Source organism: Pseudomonas sp. X4, assembly GCF_040784925.1.
Lineage (GTDB): Bacteria > Pseudomonadota > Gammaproteobacteria > Pseudomonadales > Pseudomonadaceae > Aquipseudomonas > Aquipseudomonas putida_Z.
This window is the reverse complement of sequence record NZ_CP160798.1, coordinates 1,246,949-1,262,874: the sequence shown is the minus strand read 5'-3', so window position 1 is coordinate 1,262,874 and position 15,926 is coordinate 1,246,949. Positions and strand designations below refer to the sequence as shown.

The 15,926-nt window shown below is 64.2% G+C and carries 16 protein-coding genes; 9 read left to right on the top strand and 7 right to left on the bottom strand.

The annotated features are described in order from the left end of the window. Positions 1–1,158 (top strand): phosphatidylserine/phosphatidylglycerophosphate/cardiolipin synthase family protein, encoded by a 1,158-nt coding sequence (locus tag ABX298_RS05465; protein ID WP_025340509.1) that lies wholly within the window; start codon positions 1–3, stop codon positions 1,156–1,158. Positions 1,159–1,209: 51 nt separating this feature from the next. Then, positions 1,210–1,788 (top strand): DJ-1/PfpI family protein, encoded by a 579-nt coding sequence (locus ABX298_RS05460; RefSeq protein WP_084785260.1) that lies wholly within the window; start codon positions 1,210–1,212, stop codon positions 1,786–1,788. Positions 1,789–1,906: 118 nt separating this feature from the next. Here the strand turns inward: ABX298_RS05460 and ABX298_RS05455 are convergent, their stop codons facing one another. Further along, entirely contained in the window at positions 1,907–2,305 is a 399-nt protein-coding gene (locus tag ABX298_RS05455) for a nuclear transport factor 2 family protein (RefSeq protein WP_367394166.1), read from the bottom strand. Positions 2,306–2,420: 115 nt separating this feature from the next. On the opposite strand from ABX298_RS05455, the gene ABX298_RS05450 reads away from it, so the two are divergent. Continuing rightward, on the top strand, positions 2,421–3,011 hold the full coding sequence (locus ABX298_RS05450) for a GNAT family N-acetyltransferase (protein WP_013974061.1): 591 nt from the start codon (positions 2,421–2,423) through the stop codon (positions 3,009–3,011). Then, a complete protein-coding gene (locus tag ABX298_RS05445) occupies positions 3,008–3,880 on the top strand; it encodes a carbon-nitrogen hydrolase family protein (protein ID WP_367394165.1) in 873 nt (290 codons plus the stop codon). Before ABX298_RS05450 ends, ABX298_RS05445 begins: the two co-directional genes overlap by 4 nt. Positions 3,881–3,999: 119 nt before the next feature. Here the strand turns inward: ABX298_RS05445 and ABX298_RS05440 are convergent, their stop codons facing one another. Further along, positions 4,000–5,523, bottom strand: coding sequence for a fumarate hydratase (locus ABX298_RS05440; RefSeq protein ID WP_025340505.1), 1,524 nt, complete (start codon positions 5,521–5,523; stop codon positions 4,000–4,002). Between the two features lie 375 nt (positions 5,524–5,898). On the opposite strand from ABX298_RS05440, the gene ABX298_RS05435 reads away from it, so the two are divergent. After that, on the top strand, positions 5,899–6,819 hold the full coding sequence (locus ABX298_RS05435; RefSeq protein WP_367394164.1) for an iron-sulfur-binding ferredoxin reductase: 921 nt from the start codon (positions 5,899–5,901) through the stop codon (positions 6,817–6,819). 138 nt (positions 6,820–6,957) lie between these two features. Here the strand turns inward: ABX298_RS05435 and pyk are convergent, their stop codons facing one another. Next, positions 6,958–8,412, bottom strand: a complete 1,455-nt coding sequence (gene pyk, locus ABX298_RS05430) for a pyruvate kinase (protein ID WP_013974057.1) — start codon at positions 8,410–8,412, stop codon at positions 6,958–6,960. Between the two features lie 179 nt (positions 8,413–8,591). Between pyk and ABX298_RS05425 the strand changes: the two genes are divergently transcribed. From ABX298_RS05425 to sbcB, 3 genes are all read left to right on the top strand, one after another. Then, on the top strand, positions 8,592–8,978 hold the full coding sequence (locus tag ABX298_RS05425) for a hypothetical protein (RefSeq protein ID WP_084785259.1): 387 nt from the start codon (positions 8,592–8,594) through the stop codon (positions 8,976–8,978). Positions 8,979–9,101: 123 nt separating this feature from the next. Continuing rightward, positions 9,102–9,461 (top strand): PilZ domain-containing protein, encoded by a 360-nt coding sequence (locus ABX298_RS05420; RefSeq protein WP_025340502.1) that lies wholly within the window; start codon positions 9,102–9,104, stop codon positions 9,459–9,461. 75 nt (positions 9,462–9,536) lie between these two features. Next, positions 9,537–10,970, top strand: a complete 1,434-nt coding sequence (sbcB, locus tag ABX298_RS05415) for an exodeoxyribonuclease I (protein ID WP_286100521.1) — start codon at positions 9,537–9,539, stop codon at positions 10,968–10,970. 85 nt (positions 10,971–11,055) lie between these two features. On the opposite strand, the gene mvaT is transcribed toward sbcB, so the two are convergent. Further along, on the bottom strand, positions 11,056–11,433 hold the full coding sequence (gene mvaT / locus ABX298_RS05410; RefSeq protein WP_003259590.1) for a histone-like nucleoid-structuring protein MvaT: 378 nt from the start codon (positions 11,431–11,433) through the stop codon (positions 11,056–11,058). A gap of 284 nt (positions 11,434–11,717) precedes the next feature. Between mvaT and purU the strand changes: the two genes are divergently transcribed. Continuing rightward, positions 11,718–12,569, top strand: a complete 852-nt coding sequence (purU, locus tag ABX298_RS05405; protein WP_023662871.1) for a formyltetrahydrofolate deformylase — start codon at positions 11,718–11,720, stop codon at positions 12,567–12,569. A gap of 297 nt (positions 12,570–12,866) precedes the next feature. On the opposite strand, the gene ABX298_RS05400 is transcribed toward purU, so the two are convergent. Genes ABX298_RS05400 through ABX298_RS05390 form a run of 3 tightly spaced genes read right to left on the bottom strand, consistent with a single transcriptional unit; the run spans position 12,867 to position 15,734 of the window. Beyond that, the gene (locus ABX298_RS05400) at positions 12,867–13,859 is read right to left on the bottom strand and encodes a lysylphosphatidylglycerol synthase transmembrane domain-containing protein (RefSeq protein ID WP_075046226.1); all 993 of its coding nucleotides are present in this window, start codon (positions 13,857–13,859) and stop codon (positions 12,867–12,869) included. Then, positions 13,856–14,620, bottom strand: coding sequence for a DUF2334 domain-containing protein (locus ABX298_RS05395; protein ID WP_367394163.1), 765 nt, complete (start codon positions 14,618–14,620; stop codon positions 13,856–13,858). Before ABX298_RS05395 ends, ABX298_RS05400 begins: the two co-directional genes overlap by 4 nt. Then, entirely contained in the window at positions 14,613–15,734 is a 1,122-nt protein-coding gene (locus ABX298_RS05390; RefSeq protein ID WP_025340498.1) for a glycosyltransferase family 1 protein, read from the bottom strand. Before ABX298_RS05390 ends, ABX298_RS05395 begins: the two co-directional genes overlap by 8 nt. Positions 15,735–15,926 lie beyond the last annotated feature (192 nt).

Here is a 15,926-nt window from a genome sequence, read left to right as displayed (position 1 = left end):
ATGCCGGGGCCGGTCTTTCCCTGGCGGGATGGCAACCAGTTCGAACTGCTGATCGACGGCCCCGAGTTTTTTCCGCGCATGCTCCTGGCGATCATGCGTGCCGAGTTCCAGGTCGACCTGGAGCTGTACCTGGTCGAGGCCGGTGACTGCGCGGATGCGGTGGTCGAAGCGCTGGAGCAGGCTGCCCGACGTGGCGTGCGGGTGCGCTGCCTGTTCGACGACTATGGCTCGCTGGCTTTCAACAGCCAGTTGCGTCAGCGCCTGCTGGACGCAGGTGTGTACCTGCGCTGGTACAACCGCCTGCGCTGGAAGCGTGGCCTGCGCAACCTGTACCGCGATCACCGCAAGTTGCTGCTGGTGGACGAGCGCTGGGCAGTGGTGGGCGGCACGGGCGTCACCGACGAGTTCTGGACACCGGGCGAGGCGACCAGTGAATGGCACGAGGTGATGGTGCAGATGCAGGGGCCGGTGGTAAGCGACTGGCAGTTGCTGTTTGACCGCCAGTGGCACGCCAACAACCGTCGCACCGCCTGGCGCCCCGCCGAGGGCTTTGGCCTGCCGCGCCTGCCCAAGGTGCCTGCGCAGGGGCAGGGCATGGGCCGGGTGGCCTATGCCGACGCCCGCCAGCACCAGGACATCCTGCATTCGCTGGTGCGGGCGATCAACAGCGGCAAGCAGCGAGTTTGGCTGGCCACGCCTTACTTCCTGCCGACCTGGAGCGTGCGCCGGTCGCTGCGCCGGGCTGCCGGCAAGGGGGTCGATGTGCGGCTGCTGCTGACCGGGCCGCGCACCGATCACCCCTCGGTACGTTACGCCGGGCACCGCTATTACCCGCGTCTGCTGCGCGCCGGGGTGCGCATCTATGAGTACCAGCCGTGTTTCCTGCACCTGAAGATGGTGCTGATCGACGACTGGGTCAGTATCGGCTCATGCAACTTCGATCACTGGAACCTGCGCTTCAACCTCGAGGCCAATATCGAGGCACTCGACCCGCCGCTGACGGCTGCCGTGCAGGCCAGTTTCGAGCGTGATTTCGCCTTGAGCGAGGTGGTCGACCTGGGCCACTGGAATGCCCGGCCGCTGTGGCGCCGGGTGAAGCAGCGGTTGTGGGGTTGGCTGGACCGGTTGGTGGTCAACTTGCTCGACCGTCGCGACTGAGACCGGCTATCGTGCAGTGACTGTCTCAAGGCAATCGAAGGAGTGGGTGCGATGACGGCGAAGAAAATTCTCATGTTGGTCGGCGACTACGTCGAAGATTACGAAGTCATGGTGCCGTTCCAGGCGCTGAGCATGGTCGGGCACACGGTGCATGCGGTATGCCCGGAAAAGGTCGCGGGGCAGACCGTGCGTACCGCGATTCATGATTTCGAGGGCGAACAGACCTACAGCGAAAAGCCGGGGCACAACTTTGCCCTGAACTACGATTTCGTGCGGGTGCGTGCCGAGGGTTACGACGCGTTGCTGATCCCGGGTGGACGTGCACCGGAGTACCTGCGCCTGAATGAAAAGGTCCTAGAGCTGGTGCGCGCATTCAACCAGGCCGGCAAGCCGATCGCGGCGGTATGCCATGGTGCCCAGTTGCTGGCGGCGGCCGGCGTGCTGGAAGGGCGCGAATGCAGTGCGTACCCAGCGTGCGCCCCGGAAGTGCGCTTGGCGGGCGGGACATTCATCGATATCGCGGTGGACCAGGCGCATGTGGACGGCAACCTGGTGACGGCACCGGCATGGCCTGCGCATCCGGCGTGGTTGGCGGCATTCCTCAAGGTGCTTGGTACCCATATTGCCTGACAGGGCCTCTTCGCGGGCATGCCCGCTCCCACATGTACCTCACTGCTCTCAAGTCGTGTGGGATCCCTGTGGGAGCGGGCGTGCCCGCGAAGAGGCCAGTACAGGCAATACACTCTAATCAGGCCACCTGCTCAACCCAGTCTTTGAGGTTGTAGTAGTTGGTCACCCGGGCAATCTTCCCGCAATGGATATAGAAGAACGCCCCCGCCGGCAGTACATAGGTCTGCCCGTTGGCCGCCGGCAACCCTTCGTCATCGGCCAGATATTCCCCATGCACGGTGAACTCCGCCGCCGCGCGGCTGCCGTCGGCGTTCTGCATCACCACGATATCGGCCAGACGCTCGCGGTAGCAGCGGTTCATCTTGTCCATGAACGCTGCAAACCGGGCCTTGCCCATCTGCCGCTCGCCCTGATTGATGTCGTGGATCACATCCTCGCTGAGCAGGGCGAGAAAGGCCGGCATGTCGCCAGCATTGAAGGCGGCGTAGTAAGCATTTACCAGTTCGGTAGCGGTCATGGAACAATACCTGTCGTGGAGGGAAAAGGCGGGTCGTTGCTCCGGATGATAGGGTTTCCCCTCAAGCCCGGCTTAGCCGAGCGCGTCATCCACATCGACAAAACGACCGCCAAGCATGGAAATACGCCTGTTGCACGGCGCCGCTATCGCGCCTTACATCGATGACCTCGCTCGCCTGCGCCTTACCGTGTTCCGCGAGTTTCCCTACCTTTACGACGGCACCCCGGAGTACGAGGCCGACTACCTGGCCACCTATGCCCGCTCCGGGCGCAGCCTGGTGGTGCTGGCACTGGACGACGGCAAGGTCGTTGGCGCCTCTACCGGCCTGCCGCTGGTGGATGTCGCCCCCGAGTTCCAGCAGCCGTTCCTGGCCCAGGGGCGCGACCCGGCCAGCGTGTACTACTTCGGTGAATCGGTGGTACTGCCCGAGTACCGTGGCCAGGGCCTGGGGGTGCGCTTTTTCATCGAGCGCGAGTCCTACGCCCACAAGCTGGCCGAGTTCGACTACTGCGCGTTCTGTGCGGTCGAGCGGCCAGGCGTGCATCCACGGCGGCCAGCGGACTACAAGCCATTGCATGGCTTCTGGCGTAACCGCGGCTTCCTGCACGACCCGTCGCTGCGCACCAGCTACGCCTGGCGCGACCTGGACGAGCAGGAAAGCTCCGACAAGCTGATGTCGTTCTGGCTCAAGGAACTGCCGATATGATCCGTCTGGCGGCCTGCCAGTACGCCATCGAGCTGCATGAAACCTGGGAGGCCTACGCCGACCACCTGCAAGGCCTGTGTGCCGAAGCGGTGGAGGCGGGGGCCCACCTGCTGCTGTTGCCGGAGTACGCCGGGCTGGTGCTCAGCGGGCAGCTGAGTGCCGAGCAGCGGGGTGACCTGAAGGCCTCCATCGCCGGTATCCAGCCGCTGATCGAGCCCTGGAAGGCCTTGTGCGAGAGACTTGCCCGGCGCTGGGGAATCTACCTGCAACCGGGTAGCTTACCGGTGCTGGACCGCGATGGGCGCTACCGCAACCGTGCCTGGCTGTTCGGCCCCAAGGGTGTACTGGGTTATCAGGACAAGCTGATGATGACCCGTTTCGAACGGGAGCAATGGGATATAGCCGCAGGCCAGGGGTTGCAGGTGTTCGACACCGAACTGGGGCGCCTGGGCATCCTGATCTGCTACGACAACGAATTCCCGATGCTGGCACGGCGTCTGGCCGAGGGTGGTGCCGACCTGATCCTCGCCCCGAGCTGTACCGACACCGAGGCGGGTTACCACCGGGTGCGTATCGGTGCCCAGGCGCGGGCGCTGGAGAACCAGATTGCGGTGTTGCAGAGCCCTACGGTCGGGCGGGCGCCCTGGTCGCCGGCGCTGGACGAGAATATCGGCCGGGCAGGGCTGTTCGTGCCGCCGGATCATGGGATGCCGGGGGATGGGGTGGTGGCCTTGAGTGAAGAATCGAGCCCTGCAACCAGTCAGTGGCTGGTCTGTGAGGTGGACCTTGAGGAAGTACGGCGGGTGAGGCGGGAAGGGCAGGTGTTTACCCGAAGGGACTGGCCGGAGCAGTTCGAAAGAATTGTGTAGAACAGGGGCGGCCTCTTCGCGGGTGAACCCGCTCCCACAGGTAGCGCGTAGCCCCAGGCTTGCGCTGTCCCTGTGGGAGCGGGTTTACCCGCGAAGAAGGCGACACTGTTACATCAGGCTTACTTCACTTCGACTGCCAGGCTCTGGGCAATCTTGCTCTGCCACAGGGCAGGGCCAGTGATGTGTACCGACTCACCGTTGCTGTCCACGGCGACGGTCACCGGCATGTCCTTGACCTCGAACTCGTAGATCGCTTCCATGCCCAGCTCGGCGAAGGCCAGGACCTTCGACTTGCGGATGGCCTGGGCCACCAGGTAGGCAGCGCCGCCGACGGCCATCAGGTACACGGCCTTGTTGTCCTTGATCGCTTCGATGGCGGCAGGGCCGCGCTCGGACTTGCCGATCATGCCCAGCAGGCCGGTCTGCTCGAGGATCTGGCGGGTGAACTTGTCCATGCGGGTGGCGGTGGTCGGGCCGGCTGGGCCTACCACTTCGTCACCGACCGGGTCGACCGGGCCGACGTAGTAGATGAAGCGGCCTTTCAGGTCCACCGGCAGCTCTTCGCCACGGTTGAGCATTTCGACCATGCGCTTGTGCGCGGCATCGCGGCCGGTCAGCATCTTGCCGTTGAGCAGGATGGTCTCGCCCGGCTTCCAGCTGGCGACTTCTTCCGGGGTGATGGCGTCGAGGTTGACGCGACGGGCGCTCGGGCCGGCTTCCCAGACGATTTCCGGGTAGGCGTCCAGCGACGGCGCTTCCAGTTCGGCCGGGCCGGAGCCATCGAGCACGAAGTGGGCGTGGCGGGTGGCGGCGCAGTTGGGGATCATGCACACCGGCAGCGAAGCGGCGTGAGTCGGGTAGTCCATGATCTTGACGTCGAGCACGGTGGTCAGGCCACCCAGGCCCTGGGCGCCAATGCCCAGCTGGTTGACCTTCTCGAACAGCTCCAGGCGGATTTCTTCCAGGCGGTTCTGCGGGCCACGGGCTTTCAGTTCGTGGATGTCGATGGACTCCATCAACACTTCCTTGGCCATCACGGCGGCCTTCTCGGCGGTACCGCCGATGCCGATGCCGAGCATGCCAGGCGGGCACCAGCCAGCGCCCATGGTCGGGACGGTCTTCAGTACCCAGTCGACGATCGAGTCGGACGGGTTGAGCATGGCCATCTTCGACTTGTTCTCCGAGCCGCCGCCCTTGGCTGCGACATCGACCTCGACCTTGTCGCCGGGGACGATGGAGTAGTGGATCACTGCCGGGGTGTTGTCCTTGGTGTTCTTGCGGGCACCGGCCGGGTCGGCCAGGATCGAAGCGCGCAGGACGTTTTCAGGCAGGTTGTAGGCGCGACGCACACCTTCGTTGATCATGTCGTCGACGCTCAGGGTGGCGCCGTCCCAGCGCACGTCCATGCCCACGCGCACGAACACGGTGACGATACCGGTATCCTGGCAGATCGGGCGATGGCCGGTGGCGCACATGCGCGAGTTGATCAGGATCTGGGCGATGGAATCGCGCGCAGCAGGCGACTCTTCACGCAGATAGGCCTCGTGCATGGCCTGGATGAAATCGACGGGGTGGTAGTACGAGATGAATTGCAGGGCGTCGGCGACGCTCTGAATCAGGTCGTCTTGCTTGATCACGGTCATGCAGCGCGCTCCTCTTAAAGACGGGAACATTCATTACGGCGCTCGACGGTGCCGACCAGCGTGTCGAAGCGCCTTGCAAGGCGCCGGCAGGTCAGGCCGACGGAAAAAGGCGCGGCAGTATAGCGCGCATCCGTGCCGGGCACACCTGCGGCCGGTCTGGGACCATGGTCGGCAGCTGGCAGGCATTGTTCTTGCTGACTTGTTGTAGAGATAGGATGCTTTGAGGGGGCTGCCCTGCAGCCCCTTCGCCGGCAAGCCAGCTCCCACAGGATTGCACCAGGCCTGAAGCCTGCACATTACCTGTGGGAGCTGGCTTGCCGGCGAAGGGCCGCAAAGCGGCCCCAGAAACTCAAGAGCTGGAAGAGATAGCTGAAAATGCCCGAACTTTGCGTGGGCGAGCGCCGCTGGGCGGTGCCGACCGGCAGCAACCTGCTCGATGCCTTGAACGAGGCCGGGCTGAACGTGCCCTACAGTTGCCGCGCCGGCAGTTGCCATGCCTGCCTGGTGCACTGCCTGGGCGGGCAACCGCTGGATGCCATGCCCGAGGCCCTGGCGCAGGACAAGCACGCCCAGGGCTGGCGCCTGGCCTGCCAGTGCCGGGTAGTCGAGGACCTGCGCGTGGCGCTGTTCGACCCGCAGCAGGATGGCGTGCCTGCGCAGGTCTGTGCCCTGGACTGGTTCGGCGATGTGCTGCGCGTGCGGCTGCGGCCCGAACGGGCAATGCGTTACCAGGCGGGGCAGCATGTGGTGCTGTGGAATGGCGCGGTGGCGCGGCCTTACTCCTTGGCCAGCCTGCCGGGCGAAGATGATTTCCTCGAGTTTCATATCGACTGCCAGCGCCCCGGCGCCTTTTGTGACAAGGCCCGTGGCTTGCAGCTGGGTGATGTGCTGCGCCTGGGCGAGCTAAGGGGTGGGGCCTTGCATTACGACCCGGACTGGCAGCAGCGGCCGCTGTGGTTGCTGGCGGCGGGGACCGGGCTGGCGCCGTTGTGGGGCATCTTGCGCGAGGCTCTGCGGCAGGGGCACCAAGGGGAAATCAGGGTCATGCATGTGGCGCGCGCGGGCGTTGGGCATTATCTGGCCGAGCCGTTGCGGGAGATGGCGGATGTGAATGTCGAGTTGGTACTGGCAGAGCAGCTGGATGAGGCGTTGGCCGGGTTGCGGCCGTCATCGCGGCAGACGGTGGCGCTGGTGTGCGGGGCGCCGGGGAGTGTCGAGCGGTTTGCCCGGCGGCTGTTCATTGCCGGGGTGCCGCGGGGGCAGGTCTTTGCCGATGTGTTTGTCGAGCATGCCTGAGGCATTTGTGTAGCCTGGGCTGGCCTCATCGCCGGCAAGCCAGCTCCCACAGGATTGCATCAGACCTGGGCCTGCGCGGTACCTGTGGGAGCTGGCTTGCCGGCGATTGGGCCGCAGAGCGGCCCCCTCTGAAGCAGATCAACCGACCAGCGGATCACCGACATGCAGGATCTTCATGCCATTGGTGCCACCGATGGTGTGGTAGCTGTCACCCTTGGTCAGGATTACCCAGTCACCTTGCTCCACCAGGCCACGCTTGAGCAGTTCGTCGACCGCTGCCTGGCTCACCTTGTCGGCCGGCAGCGAGGCCGGGTCGAAGGCGATCGGGTACACGCCGCGGAACATGTTGGCACGGGCCTGGGTAGCGCGGTGCGGCGACAGGGCGAAGATCGGCACGTGCGAACGCAGGCGCGACATGATCAACGGGGTGTAGCCACTCTCGGTCAGGGCGATGATCGCCTTCACGCCCGGGAAGTGGTTGGCGGTGTACATGGCCGCCAGCGCGATGCTCTCGTCGCAGCGCTCGAAGGTGGTGTGCAGGCGGTGGCTGGACTTCTGGCTGGTCGGGTGCTTTTCGGCACCCAGGCAGATGCGGGCCATGGCCTGGACGGCTTCGATCGGGTAGGCACCGGCGGCACTCTCGGCCGACAGCATCACCGCGTCGGTGTTGTCCAGCACGGCGTTGGCCACGTCGGACACTTCGGCACGGGTCGGCATCGGGTTCTGGATCATCGACTCCATCATCTGGGTCGCCACGATCACCGCCTTGTTGTTGCGGCGGGCGTGCTGAATGATCTTCTTCTGGATGGCGATCAGCTCGGCGTCGCCGATTTCCACGCCCAGGTCGCCACGGGCGACCATGACGGCGTCGGAGGCGAGGATCAGCTTGTCGAGGGTTTCGTCGTCGGCCACCGCTTCGGCGCGTTCGATCTTGGCCACCAGCCAGGCGCTGCCGCCGGCTTCGTCACGCAGCTTGCGTGCGTATTCCATGTCGCTGGCGTCACGCGGGAAGGACACGGCCAGGTAGTCCAGGTCCATTTCCGCGGCCAGCTTGATGTCGGCCTTGTCTTTCTCGGTCAGGGCCGGTGCGGTCAGGCCGCCACCTTTACGGTTGATGCCTTTGTGGTCCGACAGCGGGCCACCGATGATCACCACGCAGTGCAGGGCATCTGCGGTGGCGGTCTCGACGCGCATCACCACGCGGCCATCGTCGAGCAGCAACTCGTCACCAACGCCGCAGTCCTTGACCAGGTCGGGGTAGTCGATACCGACGATGTCCTGGTTGCCTTCGGTCAGCGGGTGGGCGGTGGAGAAGGTGAACTTGTCACCGATCTTCAATTCGATGCGCTTGTTGGCGAACTTGGCGATGCGGATCTTCGGACCCTGCAGGTCGCCCAGCAGTGCAACATGGCGGCCGTTCTTGGCGGCGATGTCACGGATCAGGCGCGCGCGGGCCTTGTGCTCGTCCGGAGTGCCGTGGGAGAAGTTCAGGCGTGCCACGTCCAGGCCGGCGAGGATCAGCTGTTCGATCACTTCCGGCGAGTTGCTGGCGGGGCCAAGGGTGGCGACGATTTTGGTACGGCGGATGCTCATGCACAGACTCCTATAGTGAAGCGCAGCGAAAGGCTACTCCTGAATCTCGCTGTAGTCATTGTTCCGTTGCACTACCTGCGACCAAGGCAGGGTGGCATTTGAACGGGCAGGGTATCCTTGCAAAAGGGTGTGAAGATTTGCCGGCAAAGGCCGATACACTGGCATCAAAGGAGACCCCCATGCGAGCCCTGATCGTTTTAGCCCTGGCGGCCAGCGCCGTCGGCTGCACCCGCTGGTCCATGGACCACCACCTGAACAATGCCTACCGCGCCTACGACCGTGGCGATTGCGCACGGGTCATGCTCGAGCTGTCGCAGGTCGACCGCACCAGCCGTGCGCGACCGTTCATCCACCCCGAGGTGTCGCTGCTGCGCGGCCAGTGCCTGGAGCGCCAGGCCTTGTACGTGGATGCGGCGCAGACCTACCAGTACCTGATTCAGCAGTACCCGGGCAATGAATACGCCTATCGCGCCCAGGCTCGCCTGCAGACCCTGGAGAAACTCGGCCATTTGCGCGGCGCCGAAGCCGCCGTGGCAAACCCGGTGAGCGCCGCACCTTGGCGTTAACACCAAGGTGTGATTTATTTCACGGGATTTGCCGCGCGTGCTGCGCTAATCTGTAACTCAGCTGTTACAACAACCGCCAGTTTCACGTATTCCTGGCATCGGATACGGACTGCACTTGCGATCATGTTCAACAAGCGCCACATCGAACGCCATCAGCTGCCTTGTGTTCTCAAGGTGTTCAACCGCATTACCGGCCAGGCCATCGGCCAGCTGGGCAACGCCTCCGAAGACGGGCTGATGCTGATAAGCCAGCTACCTGTGCTGGTCGGGCCCGACTACGATCTGCAATTACGCCTGCCGCTGGTTGGTGGCGGGCATCAATTCGTCAACCTTACCGCCAGCTGCCTGTGGTGCCGTGAAGACCAGACGCCCGGGCACTACGATTCGGGCTTCATGCTGCTGCAGGCGCCCCGCGAGTACGACGAATTCGTCCGCTCGTTGCGCGACTATTTCAGTTTCCGCCCCGCCAACGCCTCTGCCTGAGCCTCGGGCCCAGGCTCGCTGGAGTCGCGCCAGAATCGCGCTAGAATCGGGTCGACCTCGATACAGGACGACCCCGTGACCTCCAGCATTTTCTGGCACGACTACGAAACCACCGGCATCAACCCGCGCTGCGACCGGCCGCTGCAGGTGGCCGGCGTGCGCACCGACTTCGACCTCAACGAAATCGACGAGCCGATCAGCCTTTATTGCCGGCCCTCCGACGATATCCTGCCGCACCCGGCCGCCTGCCTGGTGACCGGCATCACCCCGCAACTGCTGGCCGAGCAGGGCCTGTGCGAAGCCGAGTTCATGACCCGGGTGCACGCACAACTGGCGCACCCTGGTACCTGTGGCGCCGGCTACAACACCCTGCGCTTCGACGACGAAGTGACCCGCTACAGCCTGTACCGCAACTTTTTCGACCCTTATGCCCGAGAGTGGCAGGGTGGCAACAGCCGCTGGGACCTGATCGACATCGTACGCACGGCCTATGCATTGCGCCCGGACGGCATCGAGTGGCCGCAGCAGGACGGGCGCACCAGCCTGCGCCTGGAGCTGCTGAGCAAGGCCAATGGCATCGACCATGGGCATGCCCACGAAGCGCTTTCCGACGTGCGGGCAACCATCGCCCTGGCCCGCCTGATCCGGCAGAAACAGCCCAAGTTGTATGACTGGCTGTTCCAGTTGCGCAGCAAGCATAAAGTGATGGAGCAGATCCGTTTGTTGCAGCCACTGGTGCATATATCCGGGCGCTTCTCGGCGGCACGCAATTACCTTGGTGTCGTATTGCCACTGGCCTGGCACCCGCGTAATCGCAATGCACTGATTGTGTGCGACCTGCATCAGGAAACCCTACCGTTACTACGGGAAAGTGCTGAAGTTCTACGCCAGCGTTTGTATACCCGCCATGAAGAACTGGCCGAAGGCGAATTACCCGTGCCGCTCAAACTGGTGCAGATCAATCGCTGCCCGGTACTGGCGCCACTTTCGGTATTGCGTCCGGCCGATCAACAACGGTTGGGTCTGGACTTGACGTTGTTACAATTGCGCGGCGAAGAATTGGCCAAGCAACAGGCGCAATGGCAAGACAAGCTGGAACACATCTACGCCAAGGAAGACTTCGCCCCGAGTGAAGACCCGGAACAACAGTTGTATGACGGTTTTCTGGGGGACCGTGACCGCCGCTTATGTGAGCAAGTTCGTGCACTGGAACCGGCGCAGTTGGGCCGTGGGCAGTGGATGTTCGATGACCCGCGCCTGCCTGAACTGTTGTTCCGCTATCGGGCGCGCAACTTCCCCGAGACCCTGACCGGCGAAGAGCGGCAACGCTGGTTCAGCTTCTGCCAGCAGCGCCTGAGCGACCCGCATTGGGGCGCGCCGAATACGCTGGGCGACTTCGAACAGGCGCGGCAGCAGGCCTGGGAGGGCGCCGACGAGGTGGGGCGGCGTGTGCTGGACGCGTGGCAGGTACATGCCCGGCAATTGCAGGCACAGTTTGCAATTGGCTGAGCGCTGACACAAAACGCGGACAAACAAAAACGCCGGCAATATGCCGGCGTTCTTGTTGCGATAAGCAGCAGGCGTGTGCGGACAATCAGTCCAGCAGGGTCGCCCAGCTTTCAACCACATCGCCACCCCACTTGGCTTTCCATTCTTTCAGGGTCTTGTGGTTGCCGCCTTTGGTTTCGATCACTTCATTGTTGTGCGGGTTCTTGTATTGCTTGACCTTGCGTGCACGCTTGGTGGCGGTAGTCTTGACCGCACCACGAGGTGCCTTGCTCAGTTTCGACTCTGGGTCGAGCAGGGCAATCACGTCGCGCAGCGACTTGGAGTACTCGCCCATCAGTGTGCGCAGTTTGCCTTCGAACTCCAGTTCTTTCTTCAGCTTGTCATCCTGCGACAGGTTGGCCAGGCGGGCCTGAAGTTCCTTGATGGCTTCTTCGGTAGCGCGGTACTCGTTGATCAGGGACATGGAGTGTTCCTTAATGCGTGTTCAGAAATGTGTGGGGCAATAATAGACAGGCAATACTCGCAAGTAAACATATTGTTGGGCAATTAACTGTTAACTAAGCTGTGACAACCATTTCTCTACGTGAACAAAAATTTACAATTAACCCTGCATTTCGTCATGTCTGTCAGAGAATGCCGGCAGTGCATCTCGTCAGGAACACAGGCCACGGCCGCTGCGATCAATACTGCGTTTTTCCTGGCGGGCCGCTAGAATGAGCGCCTTTGCGAAGTTCTGGAGTCTCATTCATGCGCACCTATCGTCTGGTGATCGCCTGCCCCGACCGTGTTGGCATCGTGGCGAAAGTCAGTAATTTCCTGGCCTTGTACAATGGCTGGATCAACGAAGCCAGCCACCACTCCGATGAGCAGAGCGGTTGGTTCTTCATGCGCCATGAAATCCGCGCCGAATCGCTGCCATTCGGTATCGAAGCCTTCCGCGAGGCGTTTGCGCCGATCGCCGAAGAGTTCTCCATGACCTGGCGCATTACCGACTCGGCGCAGAAAAAGCGCGTGGTGCTGATGGCCAGCCGCGAGTCGCACTGCCTGGCCGACCTGCTGCACCGCTGGCACACCGATGAACTGGACTGCGAGATCCCTTGCGTGATCTCCAACCACAACGACCTGCGCAGCATGGTCGAGTGGCACGGTATTCCGTTCTTCCATGTACCGGTCGACCCCAAGGACAAGGCCCCGGCCTTTGCCGAAGTGTCGCGCCTGGTGCAGGAGCACGCCGCCGACGTGGTGGTGCTGGCCCGCTACATGCAGATCCTGCCGCCGCAACTGTGCCAGGACTATGCTGAAAAGGTGATCAACATCCACCACAGCTTCCTGCCGTCGTTCGTCGGCGCCAAGCCGTATCACCAGGCCGCCCTGCGTGGTGTGAAGCTGATCGGCGCGACTTGCCACTACGTCACCGAAGAGCTGGACGCCGGCCCGATCATCGAGCAGGACGTGGTGCGTGTCAGCCATGCCGACAGCATTGACGACATGGTCCGCTTTGGCCGTGATGTGGAGAAGATGGTGCTGGCCCGTGGCCTGCGTTATCACCTGGAAGACCGGGTGCTGGTGCATGGCAACAAGACTGTGGTGTTTGACTGACAGAGTCGGGTTGTCGGTGGGATCTTGGGGCTGCTGCGCAGCCCTTTCGCGACGCAAGGCCGCTCCCACAAGGGTAAGGTGTACCCCGTTCCATGTGGGAGCGGCCTTGTGTCGCGAAAGGGGCGCAAGGCGCCCCCGGCAATCCTGAGGCATACGCAATGGCCAAGACCCGCAATAACCCCACCGCCTCACCCCCACCCACCCTCGGTGAAGGCTGCCTGGCCCGCTATGACCCCGAAGCCCTGGCCGACACCGATGGCACCGATTTCCCCGGCGCCGCCGAACTCTGGCAGCAGCTCAACCCGCCTGACGCCGCCAACGCTCCAGCAGCGGGCGCGCCAGCAGGCACACAAACACCGGCCCACCCGCCAGCAGATAAAAGTAGTAAGTGACCGCCCGCCATATCAGGATCGCCGCAGCCGCGGTCGAACTGCCCACCAGTGGCGTCAGCAGGCTGGCCGAAGTCAGCTCGGCGGCACCGGCACCGCCAGGCAGCAGGCTGAACTGGCCGGCACTGAGCGAGAGCATCTGCACCAAAAAGCTGGGGATCCACGCCAGGTCTACCCCCAACCCCCTCAATACCAGATACAACACGCTGTAGCGCAGGCCCCAGTGGGCGCAGGTCAGGGTGAACACCAGGGTCAGCGTGCGCTTGGGCAGGCGCCAGGTCTGCGCCAGTGCGTCGATGAAGCGCAGCAGCTTGCGCGCCCAGCGCCACTTGCGCTGGCGGCTCATGCCCAGGCGGCGCAGCAACCTGCCGTTCACGCGCATCACCGTGCGCCGATAGCGCAGCAGGCCGATCACCCCGGCCAGTGCCGTGCACAGCAGCAACGCGCTGCCCAGCAACATGCTTTCCTGGCTGCGGCCCAGGCTGTGGAACAGTGCATAGCCGGCAATCGCCAGCATCGCGCAGAAAAAGAACACCAGGTCGTTCAGCTGATCCATGGCAAACACCGCGCCGCTGCGCGCCGGGCCAATCCGGTCACGTGCCAGCAGGGCCATCAGGGTCAAGGGGCCGCCGCTGCCGCCGGGGGTGGTACAGATGGCGAACTCGGTAGCCATCACCACACCCAGGCTGCGCAGGTGCCCAAGCCTTGTTCCTTGCTGGCCGAGCAACAGGCGCAGGCGGATGGCGTTGATGACCCAGCACAGCAGGATCATGCCCAGCAGGGTCAGCATCAGGCTGGGGGCGAAGCGCTGCAGCCTCGGTAGCAGCTCGCTGCCACCGAGCAGGGCCGGCACCAGCACGGCACCGAGCAGTGCCAGGGCCAGCCAGGCCAGGCGGTTCATGCGTTGGCCTGGCGGTCGAGCCAGGTGGACTTGGTCAGGGGCTCGCGGCCCTGTGCCAGTAGCGTGTGCAAGGTGTTCAGCCAATAGTCGCGGGACGCGCGATGGCGCATGTCCACCGGGTGCAGGCCCAGGCGCAGGGTCTGGGCGTCACGCCAGCGCCGGCATTGCCAGTCGCACAGCACCCGTGACAGGCCGCGACGCCAGGCGCTGCGGGCACTCCAGACCAGCCCCGGGGCCTTGATCGCGGTGAAGTCTGGTAAACGGTACAAGTGCTGTGGCGTGCTGGTGTAGCGCAGCGGCAGGCGGCGCAGTGCCTGGCGGGTGCCTTCGCTCATCAACCAGGCAGGCGCGACGAAGCCGGCCACCGGCCAGCCCTGCTGGGCGAACAGGGCCAGGCCGTGCTCCAGACGTTGCAGGGCCTGCTGCTGGTCCAGGGCGTAGAACTCGCCTTCATGGGTATAGATGCGGCGCATGAAGTATTCGCCTGGCGTGCGTGGTGGCGGGCCGTTGTCGGCATGGTAGAAGCCGTGCAGGGCAAGCTCGTCGCCCTGGGCCAGGCGCCGGTCGAGCAAGCGGCAGAAGGTGGGCGAGCGCTGCAGCGGGTTGCGGTGGTGAAAGTCCGGCACCACCAGCCAGGTCATGGGGATGCCGCCGATGGCGTCGACGGCCTGGACGAAGGGTTGATAGTCGGGCCAGGTCTCGGGCGCGACATCGTGCAGCACCAGCATCAGGCTGCGCGCTGGCGGCAGTGGCTCAGCCATGGGCACGGACCTGCGGCTGGTGGCCAAGCACGGCCTGGTAGTGCTGCAGCAGGCCGGCGACCACGTGGTCCCACGAATACTGCTGCTCGGCATGGCGACGGGCCTGAGCCCCGAGCTTGCGCACGCCGGCCTCGAACGCCTCCTGCACGGCCGTCGCCATGGCTTTGCTATCGTTGGGGCGGCACAGGCGCCCGCACTGTTCGTTGACGATTTCGCCGAAAGCACCGGCGCGCACGGCCACCACTGGCGTGGCGCTGGCCATCGCTTCGAGAATGACCAGGCCGAAGGTTTCCTGGTCGCCGGCGTGCACCAGCAGGTCGGCGCTGGCCATCAGCCGGGCAACTTCCGGAGCCGGGCAGAAGTGATCGATGACACTGACGTTCTGCGGCACGTTGGCCGGCATGTTCGAACCCACCAGCAACAAGTGGTAGGGGTGGCCCAGGTGCTGCATGCACTCGAGCAGCACCGGCAGGTTCTTTTCCCGCGAGCCACGGCCGGCGTAGATCAGCAGGCGACTGGTGTCGGCAATGCCCAGTTCGGCACGCAGTTGCGGGTCGCGCTGGCTGGGGTGGAAGGTGGCCAGGTCGACGCCCAGGCGCTGCACGTGCACATCGCGCACCCCCAGGCGGCGCAACTTGTCGGCCATGACCTGGCTGGGGGCCAGGACCCGGTCGAAATTGCCGTACAGCTTGCTGACATAGGCCTCTACATTGGGGGTGAACCAGTTGCCCATGCGGTTGCTGACCAGTAGCGGCAGGTCGGAATGGTAGAAGCCGATCACCGGCACATCGAGCTTGCGCCGCGCTTCCAGCGCAGCCCAGGCGGTCAGGTAGGGGTCGCCGACTTCGATCAGGTCGGGCTTGAGCCTGCGCAGCACATTGCACCAGGGGGCCAGGCGTACCGGGAAGCGGTAGCCATTGCCGAACGGCAGCGGCGGTGCGGGCACCTGGTAGATGCCATCGGCGTGCTGGGCGCTGGCACCGGGTATCAGCAAGCTGTGGCGGACGCCCTGGATGGCGTCGAGGCGGTGGTGTTTGGCATCAAGATAGGTACGTACGCCGCCGCTGGCGGGGGCGTAGAACATGGTGATGTCGGCGATGTGCACGATCAGCATCCCTCCGGGATCGTCTTCGGGTCTGTCATCCGGCGCTAACGGGCCGGCGATGACGCGCCTAAAGGTTGACCTATCAGAAGGATAGTTTGTTCGATCGGGGTTGGGCGGGGCGGGGACGGCGGGGGAGCGGTGTGGGCTTCTTCGCGGGCTTGCCCGCTCCCACAGGAGTTACACAGGCCTCAGGGGGTGTGC

Coding starts and splice junctions, on each gene's coding strand:
- ABX298_RS05465 (WP_025340509.1), top strand. CDS start 1: ATGCCGGGGCCGGTCTTTCCCTGGCGGGATGGCAACCAGTTCGAACTG.
- ABX298_RS05460 (WP_084785260.1), top strand. CDS start 1,210: ATGACGGCGAAGAAAATTCTCATGTTGGTCGGCGACTACGTCGAAGAT.
- ABX298_RS05455 (WP_367394166.1), bottom strand. CDS start 2,305: ATGACCGCTACCGAACTGGTAAATGCTTACTACGCCGCCTTCAATGCT.
- ABX298_RS05450 (WP_013974061.1), top strand. CDS start 2,421: ATGGAAATACGCCTGTTGCACGGCGCCGCTATCGCGCCTTACATCGAT.
- ABX298_RS05445 (WP_367394165.1), top strand. CDS start 3,008: ATGATCCGTCTGGCGGCCTGCCAGTACGCCATCGAGCTGCATGAAACC.
- ABX298_RS05440 (WP_025340505.1), bottom strand. CDS start 5,523: ATGACCGTGATCAAGCAAGACGACCTGATTCAGAGCGTCGCCGACGCC.
- ABX298_RS05435 (WP_367394164.1), top strand. CDS start 5,899: ATGCCCGAACTTTGCGTGGGCGAGCGCCGCTGGGCGGTGCCGACCGGC.
- pyk (WP_013974057.1), bottom strand. CDS start 8,412: ATGAGCATCCGCCGTACCAAAATCGTCGCCACCCTTGGCCCCGCCAGC.
- ABX298_RS05425 (WP_084785259.1), top strand. CDS start 8,592: ATGCGAGCCCTGATCGTTTTAGCCCTGGCGGCCAGCGCCGTCGGCTGC.
- ABX298_RS05420 (WP_025340502.1), top strand. CDS start 9,102: ATGTTCAACAAGCGCCACATCGAACGCCATCAGCTGCCTTGTGTTCTC.
- mvaT (WP_003259590.1), bottom strand. CDS start 11,433: ATGTCCCTGATCAACGAGTACCGCGCTACCGAAGAAGCCATCAAGGAA.
- purU (WP_023662871.1), top strand. CDS start 11,718: ATGCGCACCTATCGTCTGGTGATCGCCTGCCCCGACCGTGTTGGCATC.
- ABX298_RS05400 (WP_075046226.1), bottom strand. CDS start 13,859: ATGAACCGCCTGGCCTGGCTGGCCCTGGCACTGCTCGGTGCCGTGCTG.
- ABX298_RS05395 (WP_367394163.1), bottom strand. CDS start 14,620: ATGGCTGAGCCACTGCCGCCAGCGCGCAGCCTGATGCTGGTGCTGCAC.
- ABX298_RS05390 (WP_025340498.1), bottom strand. CDS start 15,734: ATGCTGATCGTGCACATCGCCGACATCACCATGTTCTACGCCCCCGCC.